The 16070-nt window shown below is 66.2% G+C and carries 13 protein-coding genes; 5 read left to right on the plus strand and 8 right to left on the minus strand.

Translation table 11 applies throughout. The features are described 5' to 3' along the window. The first annotated feature begins 93 nt into the window (after positions 1–93). From A5785_RS07075 to A5785_RS07085, 3 genes are read left to right on the plus strand one after another with little or no spacing between them, the layout of a single operon-like run. Positions 94–2334, plus strand: coding sequence for a glycerol-3-phosphate 1-O-acyltransferase (locus A5785_RS07075; RefSeq protein WP_064865472.1), 2241 nt, complete (start codon positions 94–96; stop codon positions 2332–2334). Continuing rightward, complete coding sequence (locus A5785_RS07080) at positions 2331–3875, plus strand: HAD-IB family hydrolase (RefSeq protein WP_064865474.1); 1545 nt, start codon at positions 2331–2333, stop codon at positions 3873–3875. Before A5785_RS07075 ends, A5785_RS07080 begins: the two co-directional genes overlap by 4 nt. Next, entirely contained in the window at positions 3872–5308 is a 1437-nt protein-coding gene (locus A5785_RS07085; RefSeq protein ID WP_064865476.1) for a wax ester/triacylglycerol synthase domain-containing protein, read from the plus strand. Before A5785_RS07080 ends, A5785_RS07085 begins: the two co-directional genes overlap by 4 nt. Before the next feature lie 9 nt (positions 5309–5317). Here A5785_RS07085 and glpX read toward each other — a convergent pair whose 3' ends face one another. The 3 genes from glpX to A5785_RS22835 form a co-directional block, all read right to left on the minus strand. After that, on the minus strand, positions 5318–6313 hold the full coding sequence (gene glpX, locus A5785_RS07090) for a class II fructose-bisphosphatase (protein ID WP_064865478.1): 996 nt from the start codon (positions 6311–6313) through the stop codon (positions 5318–5320). Positions 6314–6477: 164 nt separating this feature from the next. Beyond that, a complete protein-coding gene (locus A5785_RS07095) occupies positions 6478–7272 on the minus strand; it encodes an amino acid ABC transporter ATP-binding protein (RefSeq protein ID WP_064865481.1) in 795 nt (264 codons plus the stop codon). After that, positions 7269–8801, minus strand: a complete 1533-nt coding sequence (locus A5785_RS22835; RefSeq protein ID WP_082946542.1) for an ABC transporter permease subunit — start codon at positions 8799–8801, stop codon at positions 7269–7271. The genes A5785_RS07095 and A5785_RS22835 overlap by 4 nt, the downstream gene beginning before the upstream one ends. 103 nt (positions 8802–8904) lie before the next feature. On the opposite strand from A5785_RS22835, the gene A5785_RS07105 reads away from it, so the two are divergent. Next, positions 8905–9480 (plus strand): DUF4245 domain-containing protein, encoded by a 576-nt coding sequence (locus A5785_RS07105; protein WP_005207948.1) that lies wholly within the window; start codon positions 8905–8907, stop codon positions 9478–9480. A gap of 31 nt (positions 9481–9511) precedes the next feature. Here the strand turns inward: A5785_RS07105 and A5785_RS07110 are convergent, their stop codons facing one another. Genes A5785_RS07110 through A5785_RS07120 form a run of 3 tightly spaced genes read right to left on the minus strand, consistent with a single transcriptional unit; the run spans position 9512 to position 12005 of the window. Next, the gene (locus tag A5785_RS07110; protein ID WP_064865483.1) at positions 9512–9790 is read right to left on the minus strand and encodes an exodeoxyribonuclease VII small subunit; all 279 of its coding nucleotides are present in this window, start codon (positions 9788–9790) and stop codon (positions 9512–9514) included. Then, positions 9787–11133, minus strand: a complete 1347-nt coding sequence (gene xseA, locus A5785_RS07115; RefSeq protein WP_064865486.1) for an exodeoxyribonuclease VII large subunit — start codon at positions 11131–11133, stop codon at positions 9787–9789. Before xseA ends, A5785_RS07110 begins: the two co-directional genes overlap by 4 nt. Then, complete coding sequence (locus A5785_RS07120) at positions 11130–12005, minus strand: lipid droplet-associated protein (RefSeq protein ID WP_064865488.1); 876 nt, start codon at positions 12003–12005, stop codon at positions 11130–11132. Before A5785_RS07120 ends, xseA begins: the two co-directional genes overlap by 4 nt. 83 nt (positions 12006–12088) lie before the next feature. Here A5785_RS07120 and A5785_RS07125 point away from each other — a divergent pair, with 83 nt between their 5' ends. Continuing rightward, complete coding sequence (locus tag A5785_RS07125; protein WP_005207952.1) at positions 12089–13045, plus strand: 4-hydroxy-3-methylbut-2-enyl diphosphate reductase; 957 nt, start codon at positions 12089–12091, stop codon at positions 13043–13045. Positions 13046–13088: 43 nt separating this feature from the next. Here A5785_RS07125 and mycP read toward each other — a convergent pair whose 3' ends face one another. Beyond that, on the minus strand, positions 13089–14435 hold the full coding sequence (mycP, locus tag A5785_RS07130) for a type VII secretion-associated serine protease mycosin (RefSeq protein ID WP_064865644.1): 1347 nt from the start codon (positions 14433–14435) through the stop codon (positions 13089–13091). 38 nt (positions 14436–14473) lie between these two features. Next, entirely contained in the window at positions 14474–16033 is a 1560-nt protein-coding gene (eccD, locus tag A5785_RS07135; protein ID WP_064865490.1) for a type VII secretion integral membrane protein EccD, read from the minus strand. Positions 16034–16070: the final 37 nt, after the last annotated feature.

Here is a 16070-nt window from a genome sequence, read left to right on the forward strand (position 1 = left end):
TGCGTGACGAACGGAAGGGGTATTAGTGTGTGGTGGGTCACAGTTCACTGAACTGTTGTCGATTCAGTGATGTCAACACGGGAGGGGAACGCATTGGCCGCAATCGTGCTCGCCGAGATTCGAACGAACTGTGAACGCGAGGCCGTCGCCGAATGGGCGTCGAGCAGACATCCCGACGCCCCGGTGCGCACACTCGACGAAGTCGATCCCGAGACCCTTGACCCGGCGACGACGCTGATTCCCGCCCGGGTCGTCTGGCTTCCCCCGATGCGCAAGGGTGAGCGCCGCGTGTCGATGGCCGACGTTCTGGTGCTGTCCAACCCGCGCCGACCACCCGCGTTTCGTCAGGGAGCGATCAAGAAGCGTGCGCCCGACCGTGTGCGTGTGGTCGCAGGCGAACCGGCGACCGTGGAGGAGTTGCGCCGCAGGCACGAGCAGTCGTCGGCCGAGGGAGAAGACTTCGGACAGTTCGTCGAACTGGCGGCCGCACTGTCGGCGGAGCGGGCCGAGCGACAACTGATCGGCGACCGCTACAAGGTGCCGAAACTCGTGGCGCAGCAGATCGGTTCATCGGCGCGCTTTCAGGCCAATGCCGCCAAGCTCGCCGCCGATCTCGGTCGCCCTGCGGCGGCGATCATCCAGGATGCGATCGACAAGATGTCGACGTTCGTGGCCACGCAGAGCCCGCTGATGGACGACGTGTTCTCGACGACCTTCGGCAAGCTGTACGAACGTACCTGGACGGTCTCGGTCGACCTCGACACGTTGAGCGAACTGCGCAATCTCAACAAGACCCACGGCTTGGTGTTCCTGCCTTCACACCGGTCCTACGTCGACACGTTGGTTCTGTCCGATGCGTTACGGCGCCATGACTTTCCGCCCAATCTGGTGCTCGGCGGCAACAACCTGGCGCTCTGGCCACTCGCGGCCATCGCCCGACGCGCCGGAGTGATCTTCATTCGCCGCAAGTTCGGCGACGACCCGGTCTACAAGTTCGCGATGCGCGCATACCTGTCGTTCATCGTCGAGAAGCGGTTCAACCTCGAGTGGTACATCGAGGGCGGTCGCAGTCGCACGGGCAAGCTCCGGCCGCCGATGATGGGGCTGCTCGCCTACGTCGTCGACGCCGTCGAGCAACTCGACACCGCAGACGTCATGGTGGTGCCCACCTCCATCGTCTACGACCAGCTTCACGAGATCGCGGCCATCACGCGCGAATCTGCCGGTGGCACAAAGAAACCCGAAGATGTGACGTGGCTGCTCAAATACGCCAAGGCGCAGCGGTCCTACCTCGGTGAGGCGCGGGTACGATTCGGCGAGCCGTTCTCGCTGCGGGAGTCGATCGTCGAGTTGAGTGAGGACGATCCCGCACGTTTGGAGAAGATCGCTTTCAAGGTGATGGACGAGATCAACGCGGCGACACCGATTTCGGCGACCTCGCTTGCGGGTTTCGCGCTGCTGGGAGCGGGTGATCGGGCATACACGGCCAAGGAGATCGAGGACATCCTGCGGCCGCTGCTCGCCTACATCGAGCGTCGCGAGCTACCGGGGCCCGATCCGGCGATGTGCCGGGGACTCGGGCTGAAATCCACGTTGAAAGAACTGACCGACGCGGGTGTGCTGACGCATTTCGCGGGCGGTGTCGACGACGTGTGGTCGATCGCCGGGGAGAACCACGCGGTGGCCGCGTACTACCGCAATGGTGCGATCCATCATTTCGTCGACCGTGCGATCGTCGAGGTCGCGCTGTTCGCCGCGGACCGTCGAACCATCGACGACGATCGCGAAACGCGCCTGGCCGCAGCGCAAGCCGAGGCGCTGCGGATTCGGGATCTGCTGAAGTTCGAGTTCTTCTTCCCGACCAAGCAGGAGTTTCTGCACCGACTCGGCGCCGAGATGGATCTCATCGCGCCCGAGTGGCGAAAGGTCAGGCCGACGCCCGCGTGGCTGCACGACACCTTCGTCGCGATGTCGGGAGAGCTGTTTGCCCGCAGAACCCTTCAGCCCTTCTTCGACGCACAGTTGGTCATGTCGCGGCGCCTGGTGGAACTGGGCGAGGAGTCGCGCGAGAAGCAGGAGATCATCGCCGATTGCCTCGGGTTGGGTAAGCAGCTCGCGCTGCAGGGGGTCGTGAAGAGCAGGGATTCGGTGTCGACCGAGCTCTACACCGCCGCGTACAAGCTGGCTGACAATCGGGGATTGATCGATCCCCACGACGGACGCGATCTGGTTGCGGCACGGCAGGAGTGGCTCGACGAGGTCAAGGACATGCGGGATCGCCTTGCCAGAATCGCCGAGATCGAGGCGAAGCAGACGGGAGTGACGGCGGTATGAGCGCACTGGGCGATCGCCTGGCCGAGATCCGCTCTGCACCGCGCGGCAAGCACATCGGCGCGTTCTTCGACTACGACGGGACCCTGATCGAAGGATTCTCTGCGACAGCACTTTTCGGAGCCCGGATTCGAAGTATGGAGTTCGGGATCGGGGAGGTCGCCGACTTCGCGCTGATCGGCCTGCGTGGAGTGGAGTCCGAACAGGACTACGCAGAGGTGCTCCAAGCCACCAAGCCGACGTTCGCGGGCAAGACGTACGCGGAGCTGTTGGACCTGGGCGACAGGCTCTTTCGGCAGGAGACGGCCGCCAAACTACGTCCTCAGATGTGGCAGATCCTCAACGCGCACCGCGAGATGGGGCACCGCATCGTCATCGCGTCGTCGGCAACGCGATTCCAGATCGAGCCCATCGCACGCGAAATCGAGGCCGATCACGCCTTGGCCACCGACGTGGAGGTGGTCGACGGCATCGTCACCGGGGAGGTGCTCGGCCGTCCGCTCTGGGGGCCGGGCAAAGCGGCGGCGGTGCGCTCCCTGGCGCGCGAACACGACATGGATCTCGACGCGTCCTTCGCCTACAGCGATGGCAACGAGGACATCCCGTATCTCGAAAGCGTCGGACATCCCGCGGCGGTCTCGCCTCGGAGGACGCTGCGGGCCGAGGCGGAGTCCAGAGGGTGGCTGATCCTCGAACTACGCAATCCGTCACACAATCGCTTCGGGATGGCTCTGCGTACCGGTGCGATGTACGGGTCGTTTCTCGCCGGTGCCGCTGCCGGAATCGCGGGCGGTGTCGTGGCGCGCAGTCGATTCGAGAGCGCCGTCCAGACAGGCATCGCCACCGGAAACGACGTCGGGCTGGCGCTGGCCGGTGTGCACGTCGACGTGCTCGACGGCAACGAGTACCTGACGTCGGACCGTCCCTGCGTGTTCGCGTTCAACCATCAGTCCAAACTCGATCTCCCCGTCATGATCCACCTGATACAGCGCGACGCGACGGGTGTGGCGAAGAAGGAGATCCAGCGGCTTCCGGTGTTCGGTCAGATTCTCGACGCGGCCGGTTTGGTCTTCATCGATCGGGCCGACGCAGGCAAGGCCATCAACCAGCTCGAGCCTGCGGTCCGCAAACTGCGCGACGAGGGCGCGTCTCTGGTCGTGGCGCCGGAGGGCACGCGATCGCCGACGCCGCGGATCGGACGGTTCAAGAAGGGGCCCTTCCACATCGCCATGCAGGCAGGAGTGCCCGTGGTTCCGGTCGTGCTGCGCAACGTCGGCGAATTGATGTGGCGCGGTTCGCAACTAGTGGCACCGGGCACGATCGAGGTGCGCGTGTTGCCGCCCGTCGACACATCGGAGTGGCAGGCGGAGACGATCGACGACCACACCGAGGAGGTGCGCCAGATGTTCATCACCGCGCTGGCGGAGTGGCCGGAGCCGAACGGAACTGCAGAACACGATGAGTCGCAACAAGACGATTCGCAACCGGATGATTCGCAACGGGACGAGAGCCGCAGTGACGACGCAGGGGAGGCTGTCGAATGAGTGAGGATCAACCCCTCGAGTGGGGCACCGAGCAGCACATGAGTCCGGTCGACGCGCTGATGTGGCGCGGCGACACCGACCGTCGACTGCGCGGGACGATCTCGATGATCGAGATCTACGATTGCGAACCCGACTGGGACAGACTGATCGCGGCACACGACTGGGGCAGCCGCATGGCGCCCAGATTCCGTTCGCGCGTTGTTGATTCGCCGCTGCACACCGGCACGCCGAGTTGGGCCGTCGACCCGGAGTTCGATCTCCACTATCACGTTCGACGCATCCGATTGCCCGGCGACGGCTCGATGGGCGAACTGTTGTCGACGTGTGAGCAATTGGCGATGACCGCGCTCGACCCGGCACGCCCGCCGTGGGAGGGCTACCTGATCACCGGACTCGCCGACGGCAAGACTGCGTACTTCCTCAAGGCGCATCACGCGCTGACCGACGGACTCGGCGCGATTCTCGCTCTCGCGCAACTGCATTCGCCGTCGCGCGACCCGATCCCGGACAAGCCTCAGCCGCCCGCGCCGCCGCCGACCGAACTGTCGGCGTTCGAGGTGCTCGCTCGACAGGTGGGGGAGGAGATTCGACGTACGCCCTACCGGGCGGGCGTGGTGTTGCGTGGAGCGTTGGCGCTGACAGATCCGAAGCAAGCGTTGAGCAAGGTGCTGCGCTACGGGCGGTCGGTGCCGCGCGTTGCCGGCCTCGTCAGTCCGCCCGGTTCGCCACTGCTCGCCGAGCGCAGCCTCTCCTGGCGCTTCCTTGCGTTCGAGGTGCCGTTCGTCGAGCTGAAAGCCGTGGCGAAGTCGATGAAGGCGTCGATCAACGACGTCTATCTCGGCGGGCTCATCGGTGGCTTCCGCATCTATCACGAGAAGATGGGTGAGCAGGTCGACGCGATTCCCGTCGCGATCCCGATCTCGGTGCGTCGACCAGAAGATCCCGAGGGTGGTAACCGCATCGCGGTCGGCAGGCTTGCCGGGCCGATGGGCATCGACGACCCGTTCGAGCGTGTGTTGACGATCCGCGAGCAGGTGCGTGCCGCGCGCACGGAGCCCGCCGTCGACATCTTCAACACCCTCGGGTCGGTGCTGGCGTGGATGCCGGGTGAGCTTCTCGGTCAGTTCAGTGGCGCGACGAGCATGAATGATCTGCAGGCCAGCAATGTGCCGGGTATCCCGTGGGAGACGTTCGTCGCGGGTGCGAAGGTCGAGCGGTTGTTCCCGTTCGGACCGCTCCCCGGATGCGCGGTGATGGCAACGATGATCACGCACAACGCCACGGCATGCCTCGGGCTCAACTGCGACGCCGCGTCGATCTCCGACCCGGAACTGTTCGCCGAGTGCATCGTCGCCGGGTTCGACGAGGTGCTCGCCGTCGCCGACCCGACCGGTGAGGACACCGACCGGGTCGGGATGCGGCGCGTCGTCTAAGGGCTCTGGCTAGATGTCGAGGCGCGCGTACTCGCGCAGCTTGGTGGTGCGGTGCACGGCCTCGATGCGGCGGATGGTTCCCGACTTCGAGCGCATGACCAGCGAACGGGTGGTCGCGCCGCCACGGCGGTAGGTGACGCCGCGGAGCATGTCGCCGTTGGTGACGCCGGTTGCCGCGAAGAAGCAGTTCTCGCCGCGGACCAGGTCGTCGGTGCCCAGCACACGGTCGAGGTCGTGTCCGGCGTCGATCGCCTTCTGGCGCTCTTCGTCGTTGCGCGGCCACAGCTTGCCCTGGATCTCGCCGCCCATGCACTTCATCGCGACTGCGGTGATGATGCCCTCCGGCGTACCGCCGACACCCATGAGCATGTCCACCGTCGAGTAGTCACCGGCAGCGGCGATCGCGCCCGCGACGTCGCCGTCGGAGATCAAGCGGATCTTGGCGCCTGCCCTGCGGATCTCGCCGATGAGGTCGGCGTGGCGCGGACGGTCGAGGACGACGACGGTCAGATCGCCGACGTCGATGCCCTTGGCCTTGGCGACCGAGTTGATGTTCCACTCGACCGACTCGTCGATGTTGATGGCACCCTTGGCTTCCGGGCCGACGGCGATCTTGTCCATGTAGAAGACGGCTGACGGGTCGTACATGGTGCCGCGCTCGCTGACCGCGATGACGGCGATCGAGTTGGGGCGACCCTCGGCCATCAGTGTGGTTCCGTCGATGGGGTCGACCGCGACGTCGCAGTCGGGGCCGAATCCGTTGCCGACCTCTTCGCCGTTGAACAGCATCGGGGCTTCGTCTTTTTCGCCTTCACCGATCACGACGACGCCGCGCATGGAGACTGTCGACAGGAGTTCGCGCATCGCGTCGACGGCTGCACCGTCGCCCTTCTTCTTCTCGCCGCGTCCCACCCAGCGTCCTGCGGCGAGTGCCGCGGCCTCGGTGACCCGCACCAGCTCCATGGCAAGGTTGCGGTCGGGTGCCTGGTGGTTTTCGGCTGTCATGTCTGATCGACTCCTTGGCGTTGGCAGTGACGCGGCCGCAGTGGCGTACGCGGCATCGGGCGAATGACGCCCATCGATCATCCTTTCATGACGAGTGCGAGTTCACGCACCCGCCTCGGGAGTGATCTGACGCGTCGATGCAGCGCACGCGGGTTGTGGAGGCCTCAGAGGGGGTCGAGGATGCGACGGAGGAACTGTCGGGTGCGTTCCTCCGCGGGATGTGCGATCACGTCGTCGGGGCCGCCGCGCTCGACGATCACACCACCGTCGACGAACAGCACCTGGTCGGCGACCTCCTGCGCGAATCGGATCTCGTGGGTCACGACGACCATCGTCCAGCTCTCCTCGGCGAGACCCTTCAGCACTTTCAGCACGTCGCCGACGAGTTCGGGATCGAGCGCCGACGTCGGTTCGTCGAACAACAGGACCTGCGGGTGCAGCGCGACGGCGCGGACGATCCCCACTCGCTGCTGCTGGCCGCCCGACAACTGATGTGGGTATTGGTCGCGCTTCTCGGCGAGCCCGACGCTGGCCAGCAGTGCCTCGGCCTCGGCGGTGGCGTCGGCTTTGGTGCGGCGCTGCACCGTGACGGGTCCCTCGATGACGTTTTCGAGGACCGTCATGTGGGGAAAGAGGTTGTAGTTCTGGAACACCATCGCGCTCTGCGCGCGATATCTGGCGATGTCGGATTTCGAGTACGTGCCGTCGAAGTCGATCGTCTGCTCGCCGACGCGGATGACTCCGGCGTCGGGGATGTCGAGGGCGTTGAGCGATCGCAGGATGGTGGTCTTGCCCGAGCCGGATGGGCCGAGGATGACGGTCACCGTGCCGCGGTCGACGGTGAAGGCGATGCCGCGCAGAACGTGGTTGTCGCCGAAGGACTTCTGCAGCCCGGCGACGTCGACGACTCTCTCCGGCTGATTGTCTCGCTCCGGCTGCTTGCTGACGGGTTCACTCATGGCGTCACGAACCTTCCCAATCGGGACTCGAGCCTGTTCTGCAGGGCGGACAGGACCATGCACACGATCCAGTAGTAGATGGCTGCGGTGGTGTAGAGCGCGAAGAACTCGAATGTCGGTGCTGCGGCGAGCTGAGCGACCCGCAGCAGTTCCGTCACCAGGATCGTCGACGCTAGGGAGGTGTCCTTGACCAACGAGATCAACGTGTTGGACAAGCCCGGCACCGCGTTGCGCGCCGCCTGCGGCAGGATGATCCGACGCATCGTCGTGCGGTAGTTCATGCCGATCGTCTGGGCCGCTTCTGTCTGCCCCTTCGGAACCGAGAGGATCGCGCTGCGGATGATCTCGGCGGCGTACCCGCCGACGTTGAGCGAGAACGCGACGACGGCGGCGGGGAACGGCGGCACCTTGATGCCCAGTTCGGGTAGCGCGTAGAAGATGATGAACAGCTGCACCAACAGTGGCGTGCCGCGGACGATCGAAATGTAGGCGCGCGCCAGCCAGTTGATCAGTCGTGTCTGCGAGAGTCGTGCCAGTGCGACAACGAGGGCGATCACCAGGCCGATCACGAAACTGATCGCGGCGAGCGGGATGGTGACGGTGATGGTCGCCTTGGCCATCGGCCACAGGTTGTCGCCGATGATCTTCCACGTGCTGCGCGGCACTGCTTGCTGTTGGGCGCCTGCGCTTCCGCTGGCGTCGGCCTTGAGGTACTTCTGCGAGATGGTCGACAGGGTTCCGTCGGCACTGAGCTCGTCGAGTGCCTTGTTGATGTCGCCGGTGATCCCGCTGTTCTTTCTGGCGGCGAAGGCTTGCTCGCTGGTGTCTCCGGTCTTGGCGGCGATCTTCACGCTCTTGTCGCCGGTCTCGGCGAAGTAGGCGTAGACCGCGACGCTGTCGTTCACGGTTGCCTGGACGCGTCCCTGGTTGAGCAGCTTGATCGCCTGGGTGAAGCCCTCGACGGATTCGACGTTCGCGCCCGCGTCGCGGGCCACCTGTGCCCAGTTGCTCGTGGCCGACTGCGCGGTGGTCTTGCCCTTCAGGTCGTCGAGCGACTGGATGGAGTTGTCGTCGGCGCGGGTGACGATGACACCCTCGCTGACGGCGTATGGCTTGGAGAGGTCGTATTTGGCTTTGCGTTCCGGCGTGATCGACACCTGGTTGGCGACGACGTCGAATCTGCCCGACTCGAGTCCGGCGAAGATGGAATCCCAAGGGGTGGTGACGAATTCGGCCCGCACGCCCATCTTCTTGGCGACCGCGTTCGCGACGTCGACGTCGTAGCCTGCGAGCTCGCCCGTCGTGGGATCGCGATAGCTGAACGGCGCGTAGGTGCCCTCGGTGCCGACACGCAGCACGCCGGACGACCGGATCTCGTCCATGCCGTTGCGCTGGTCGTCGGAACCGCCGCACGCAGCAAGGGTTGCCGCGGCGATCAGTGCGGACAACACGACGACGGCGATGCGTCCTCTGCCGCCGAGCCGGACGGTCGACCCGACGCGGGACATGACGAGCTGTAGCGCGCGCATACGGAACCGTACCGCGTGACGGTGACGGTCGATTGTGGCGGCGCGCACGCTCGTCGAGGGGCGCGACGCGGGGTGTGGCGTGCGGCTGGGATACTCGTGAGCCATGGCGAGCAAACCCCGCATCCTGACCAGCGGCAAGGACATGATCTGGACGCTGATCCCGTTGCTGGCGGTCTGCGCACTGGTGGCGATCGCGTCCGGCAACTGCTCGGTGGGACTGACGGGCACCGCGTCCGACGACAAAACCCCCGCGTACGACGTCCACAACGGACTCGCCGCCGACGCGCGGACCATGCCGTTCCCGATTCGACGACCCCCGACGCCAGAGGGCTGGAAGCCGAACTCGGGCAGCACCGGGGAGATGGCAGGCGGCTCGACGTCGAGCAACGTCGGTTGGGTCACCGGCACCGGTGCCTATCTGCAGCTCACGCAAACCAATGCGTCCGAGGACGATCTCGTCCAGAAGCTCGGTGGCGACGACGTCTCGTCGGGAACGGGCACCAAGGACATCGGCGGGCGCACCTGGGTGACCTACTCGACGCACGACGGCAACAAGTTCTGGATCACCGACCTCTCCGACGTGCGGATCGCCGTGATGTCACGCGGTCCCGACTCCGAGATGGAGCAGATGGCGCAGTCGGTGCTCGCCCAGCAGCCGCTGCCGAAAACGGGTTCCTGAGCAGGTCCGTGTAAGCCCGGTGTTGGTGAGCTCAGTCCTCGTCGGGGTCTGAGTCGTCGAATTCGTCGTCGTCCTCGCTGTCCTCGGGTGAAAGGGCTGCCTCGATGCGGTCACGCGCTCCGGTGAGGTGTTCCTCGCAGCGCGTCGCCAATGCTTCGCCACGTTCCCAGAGCGCGAGCGATGCGTCGAGGTCGAGGCCACCGTGTTCGAGTGTCGTGACGACCTCGATGAGCTCGTCGCGGGCCTGCTCGTAACCGAGCTGCGCCACCGGAATCGGCTTGGTGGACTTGCCTTTCGCAGGGCCGGTCACTTCGTGCTCCTCTGTGTGCTGGGGGTGTCGTCGTCGGTGGTCTTCGCTGTGCGTTTCTCGGCGTCGGGTGCTTCTGACGTGACCTCAGCCGTGGCTGCGCCGTCGCCGACGCGGATGCGCAGTCGCGCGCCCGCGGGCATTTGGTCGGTCGAGGTCACCACGTGAGGGTCGCCGTCGTCGACGCGTTGGACGACGGCGTACCCGCGGGCGAGGGTCTGTGCCGGACCGAGTGTCGCCAGGCGCGCGGAGAGATGTTCGACGCGGCGCTGCTCGGCGTCGACCATCCTGCTGACGTCGCGTCGGATGTCGCGCCGCATGCGGTCGACGTCGTCGGAGCGTCGGTCGATCATGGTGAACGGGTTGGCGAGGACGGGCCGTGCACGCAGGCCCGCGATCACCCGGTCTTCGCGGTGGACCCAGTGACGGAGTGCGTGGGCGCTGCGTCGACGCATCTCTGCGATGCCGGCGAGTTCTGCGGTGACGTCGGGGACGACGCGCTTGGCCGCATCGGTCGGGGTGGCGGCGCGGATGTCGGCGACGAGGTCGAGGAGCGGATTGTCGGGTTCATGGCCGATCGCGCTGATGACGGGCGTGGTACATGCTGCGACGGCCCGCAGCAGTGCCTCGTCGGAGAAAGGGAGTAGATCCTCGACGCTGCCTCCGCCGCGTGCGATCACGATGACGTCGACGTCGGGGTCGGCGTCGAGATCGGCGAGGTGGGCCAGGATGCGTGGCACCGCTGTCGGTCCCTGGACGGGAGCGTCGCGGACCGCGAAGCGCACCTGCGTCCACCGTGTCTGCGCCACCGACATCACGTCGCGCTGGGCGGCGCTCGCGCGTCCGGAGATCAACCCGACGGTGCGCGGGAGGAACGGCAGCGACCGCTTGAGGCGCGGATCGAAGAGCCCCTCCGCCGCGAGGAGTTGTTTGAGACGTTCGATGCGCAGCAACAGCTGGCCGACGCCGATGGGTCGAATGTCGGTGACGCGCAAGGAGATCGTGCCGCGGCCGGCGTAGAAGTCGGGTCGGCCGAGCATCACGACGTGGCTGCCCTCGGTCACGGGGACCTCGGTGCGCATCAACAGGTCGGGGCTGCAGGTGACGGTGATCGAGATGTCTGCGGCCGGATCGCGAAGCGTGAGGAACGAGGTGCGGGTACCCGGTCGGCGCGAGACCTGGGTGACCTGACCCTCCACCCAGATCTGACCGAGCTTGTTGATCCACTCCGCGATCTTGCGATTGACGGTGCGTACCGGCCACGGGTTGTCGGCATTATTGCCCGTGTCTCTGGAGTTGCCCGTGTCTTTGGAGTTCCCGGGCGGCGTTGCGTTCGCCGAGGTCACGACCGCTTGTTCTGGGCGGTGATCCGGTTGTCGAGCATCGTGATGAACGGCGCCCGGTTCTTGGTCGCTGTTTCGTATGCGACCAGCGCGGTGAGGTCGTCGAGGTCGACGGCCCGCAGTTTGGCGCGCAGTTGGGCCAGAGTCAGGGAGTCGTACTCGATGAACTCGACGATCTCCGGCTTGTCGACGTCGGAGACATCGTCGTCGGAGGTGGGTGTCTCGCCCGCGATGAGGTCGGCGGGTGCTGAGCTGTAGAGCGCGAACCGCCCGGCGTCGGCACGCGGCGCCGCGGTCTTGGCCGCGGAGTTCGACTCCGGTGTCGCGGCCTTCGCGGGTTCCGCAGGCTTGGTGGTCGTCGCGGCGTCGACCGCCTTCGTGGGGGCCTTTGCAGGCGCTGAGTCCTTGGGTGCGGTGCCCTTGTCGGCCGCGGTTTTCGTGGCCGCGCTCTTGTGGGTCGAGGTCTTGTGGCTTGCCGCGGGCTTCGCCGACGTCTTCGACTTCGCCGACGTCTTCGACTTCGCAGGCGCCTCGGGTGCCGCGTGCAGTGTGGCGACCTCGGCGGTTCGGGTCACGGTTGGTTCGGTGTCCGTACTCTCGATGGGTGTCCCCGGATCGATCTCGGTCAGCTCGTCTTCGTCGAAGCGTGCCCACTCGGGCTGTTCGTCGGGTTTGTCGAAGAGGAGGTCAATGGCCTCGTCGCCCTTGATCGCCAACTCGGCGATCTGCTGCTGCGCCCGCATACCGGCTTGCAGCGTCTGACTAACCGCTGTCATGGGCAGCGTGAACAGGCGAGTCGGCAGTCGGCGGGTCTCTTCGATTGCCACGACGATGAGACCTGCGGCGATACGTGCAGGATAGGGTGCGCGAACCATGACCACACTCTGCCATCTGGTCTGCGTCACACCAACCCGAAGCGCGGCGGTTCGCTGGGCTGACACCACGTACCCTGGAGACCATGTCTGAACCAAAGCGTGTCCTGCTGGCCGAGCCGCGCGGTTACTGCGCGGGCGTCGACCGTGCGGTCGAGACCGTCGAACGCGCCCTGGACAAGCACGGAGCACCCGTCTACGTGCGTAAAGAGATCGTTCACAACAGGCACGTCGTGGACACGCTCACCGAGCGTGGCGCCGTGTTCGTCGGCGAGACCGACGAGGTCCCGGAGGGTGCGATCGTCGTCTTCTCCGCACACGGGGTGTCGCCAGAGGTGCATCGGACGGCTGCCGCCCGCAGCCTCAAGACCATCGACGCCACCTGTCCGCTGGTCACCAAGGTGCACCAGGAGGCCAAGCGTTTCGCTCGCGACGATTACGACATCCTGCTGATCGGTCACGAGGGCCACGAGGAGGTCGAGGGAACCTCCGGCGAGGCACCCGAGCACATCCAGATCGTCGACGGCCCCGACAGCGTCGACAAAGTGACCGTGCGCGACGAGTCCAAGGTGATCTGGCTTTCGCAGACCACACTGTCTGTCGACGAGACGATGGAAACCGTGCGACGGCTGCGGGAGAAGTTCCCCCTTCTCAATGACCCGCCGAGCGACGACATCTGCTACGCCACCCAGAACCGCCAGGTCGCGGTCAAGGCGATGGCTCCGCAGTGCGACCTGGTGATCGTGGTGGGGTCCAAGAACTCGTCCAACTCGGTGCGGCTTGTCGAGGTCGCGGTGCAGAACGGCGCCAAGGACGGCCACCTGGTCGATTACGCCCGCGAGATCGACGACGCATGGCTCGACGGCGTCTCGACGGTCGGCGTCACGTCCGGCGCGTCGGTGCCCGAGGTCTTGGTGCGCGGAGTGCTCGACTACCTCGCCGAGCGTGGCTACGACTCCGTCGAGAAGGTCAACACCGCCGAGGAGACGCTGACCTTCGCACTGCCGCGCGAGTTGCGGCCCGCGCGGACGTCGTCGAAGTAGCCAACGCTTGTCGTAGCTCCGGCGGGCAGTGTTCGTCGCGAGTTCAGTACTCGTCGGGACTGAGCGTGCGGGTGCGCCGCTGCGGCAGCGCGAGTGCGAGAACCACCACGATGAGCACCGCGGCTGCCCCCGTACCGAGCAGCGCGACGTTGCGAGCGGTGTGATCGGGTGCCTGCGGTGACGGCGGTGCTGCGATCGGATATGCGACAGCGTCGGCGCGTGGAGTGTCGTCGAGTTCTGCGGTGAGTGCCGCGACGGGGTCGACGACTCCGAATCCGATACGGGTATCGCGCCCGGTGCCCGGCGCGTGGGCAGTTCTGGTGACACGATCGATGACCGCGGCTGCGGTCAGACGCGGGTAGCGCGCACGAACGAGCGCGACGAGGCCGCTGACGTAGGCAGTTGAGAAGCTGGTGCCGCGCAAGGGGATTGGTCCCGACTGATCCTGCTGCGCGTACACGACGCGCCCCGAGCCGTCGATGCTGATGACGTCGGTTCCCGGTGCTGCGACAGATACCCACGGGCCGTTGATGCTGAAATCGCTTGGGGCGCCGGTGCCCGCGTCCACGGAGCCGACGGTGAGCACGTACGGAGAGAACCATGCGGGGCTCGCGATCATCGAGACCGACCGCCACCCCGTCGGGTCGTCGCCGCTCGGGATCGGATTCTGACTCGTACATGCCGAATCGCGTGTCAGGTTGCCTGCGGCGACGACGACAACGACATCGCGCTCGTGCGCATATCGCACCGCTGCGCCGAGTGATCGGTCGTTGAGCTTGGCGCCCACGGCAGCGCACGCCACCTCGGAGATGTTGATGACCGTTGCACCGAGGTCGACGGCGCGGACCACCGCGTGGGCGAGCGTGCGCACCGAGCCGTATCCGCTCCCGACGTGAGGATCGTCTGAATCGCGAGAACGTCTGGCGCCGAACGCCGTACTCGACTGACGGATCGAGATGATCGACGCGTCGGGTGCCACACCTGCGAAGGCGTCGGTGTTGCTCGGCGCGCTCGCGATGATGCCCGCGACGAGTGTGCCGTGTGCGTCGCAGTCGGACAAACCGTCGCCGGTCGACACGTAGTCGCCACCCGCGGTCAGCCGGGGGAGTCGTCGACTCGGGCTGACGCCGGTGTCGATCACCGCGACGCGCTGGCCCGCGCCTCTGCTGAAGCGCCACGCGTCAGGCAGCCGCATCATTGCCTGCGCACCCGTCGCCGACGAATACGCCTCTGCGGCAAGGGGTGCGGCACACAGTGTGCGTTGCTCTGTGGGTTCGGGTGGTGCGACCGGTGCAGATCTGACGAGTGCGGCGGTGTCGATGACCGGTGGTGTCACGGCGAGAGCCGGAGCCTCACTCGAGCACACGAGTACCGCGATGCACGACACCATCGCCGCCACAACAGAACACGCGCGTGCGCGCGGCAACGTCAGAACTCCCGCACGAGCCGGTAGAGATCGAGTATCCACAGTAGTAGCGGGATCACCGCGAGCAGCAGCGCGTACTCGAACAGCTCGGCGCTGCGTCGCAACATCGGCGAAAAGTCATGAGCCGCAGCGAGCCTGCCGACGATCACGGCAACGACAGCGAGTGCTGTGGCGACGCCGAACCCGATCAATGCCCACGGCGACGGATCGCCAACCGCGAGTCCGACGAACACCACGATCACCGTCAATGCGCCACCCGCGATCTGCGTTGCGGCCTGCGCGAGGTCGCTGTGCGAGCGACCGCGCAGGCACAGGACCACACCGATGACGATCGCGTATGCGACCGCGATCGGGTGGAATCCGGAGAGGGGAGCCGCTGCGACGCAGGCTGCCACAGCGGTGACAGCGGTTGCACCGCCGATGATTCCGGTCAGATACGCGTTGGCGAGGTGTGAGCGTCGTTCGAGCGCATCGACTTTGGGCAGTGCGATCGCACCGATCGCGCCGATTCCCTCGATCGCCGGTGTTGGTTCGAAGACATCGAGGTCGATCGGGGCACCCGCTGTCGGGACCGGTGGCACAGGCAGTTTGGTGAGCAGGATCGTCGTGCGCGATGCGGTGCATACGGTCAACAGTCCGACGGCAGCCACGACGGCCGACACCTTCTCAACGCCGATGCCGCTGCCGGCGACGAGCGTCAGGACTGCTCCTGCGCCGGTCAGCGTGGACGTGGTGGTCAGTGCGCTGTGGGTGATCGGTCCGACAGCGGTCAGCCGATACGAGACGACTGAGGCGAGCAACACCAGCGCACACCCCAGCGCCAGATGGGCGGCGCCGAATGTACCGGGAGGGGTCAATAGGCCCGCGACGAATGCGAAGGGCATGGCCGACGCCGACAGCACGGTTGCCGACGGCGCGTCGTCGAAGTGTCGGGCGACAACAGCCGCGGCGGCGAGGAAAGCCAGCGCTGCGATACCACCCAATAGTGCTGTCGTGCTTCCCATCCCACCGAGACGAGTGAGGCTCAGCGATGCTGCCGCACCCAGTGCGGCGATCAACGTCGCGACATATCCGGCGTATCGCGCGGCGAGTGGCGACCACGTCGCGAACACCGAATCGTTGAGTCGCGCGACAGCGTCGACGACGTCGTCGAACAACACGGGCGACTCGCCGGTGTCGACCGACTGCAGCATCAGCAGGTCGCCGTCACGAACGCCCGACTCCGACAACGTTCGGTTCGGTACGAGCGGCTCCTGTCCGACGAGTGCGAGTGTCCAACGGTGCTGGCGGTCAGGCGGCTGCGTCGAGGGATCGACATCGGGGTCGTCCGGGTCGTGTTGGGCCGATATGCGCGCGGTGATCTGGGTGACGAGCTCGCCGATCAGCACCGCCACCGGCACGGCTGCGGGAAGCCCGACGTCGAGCTGGGTATTGCCGCCCAGGACAGACACGCGAACGAGGGCCGGCTCGATCGGCGTCGTGCGGCCGGCGCGTCGCTCGCCGGCCGGCCCGCTCCCGACTGGGCTGCCCTCGACCATTCTCGACGTGTCCACAGATGTCATGTTTGTCCGTTCTCCCCGCAGTTGGGAGTTAACATAG

The sequence above is a fragment of the Gordonia sp. 852002-50395_SCH5434458 genome (assembly GCF_001665905.1).
Lineage (GTDB): Bacteria > Actinomycetota > Actinomycetes > Mycobacteriales > Mycobacteriaceae > Gordonia > Gordonia jacobaea.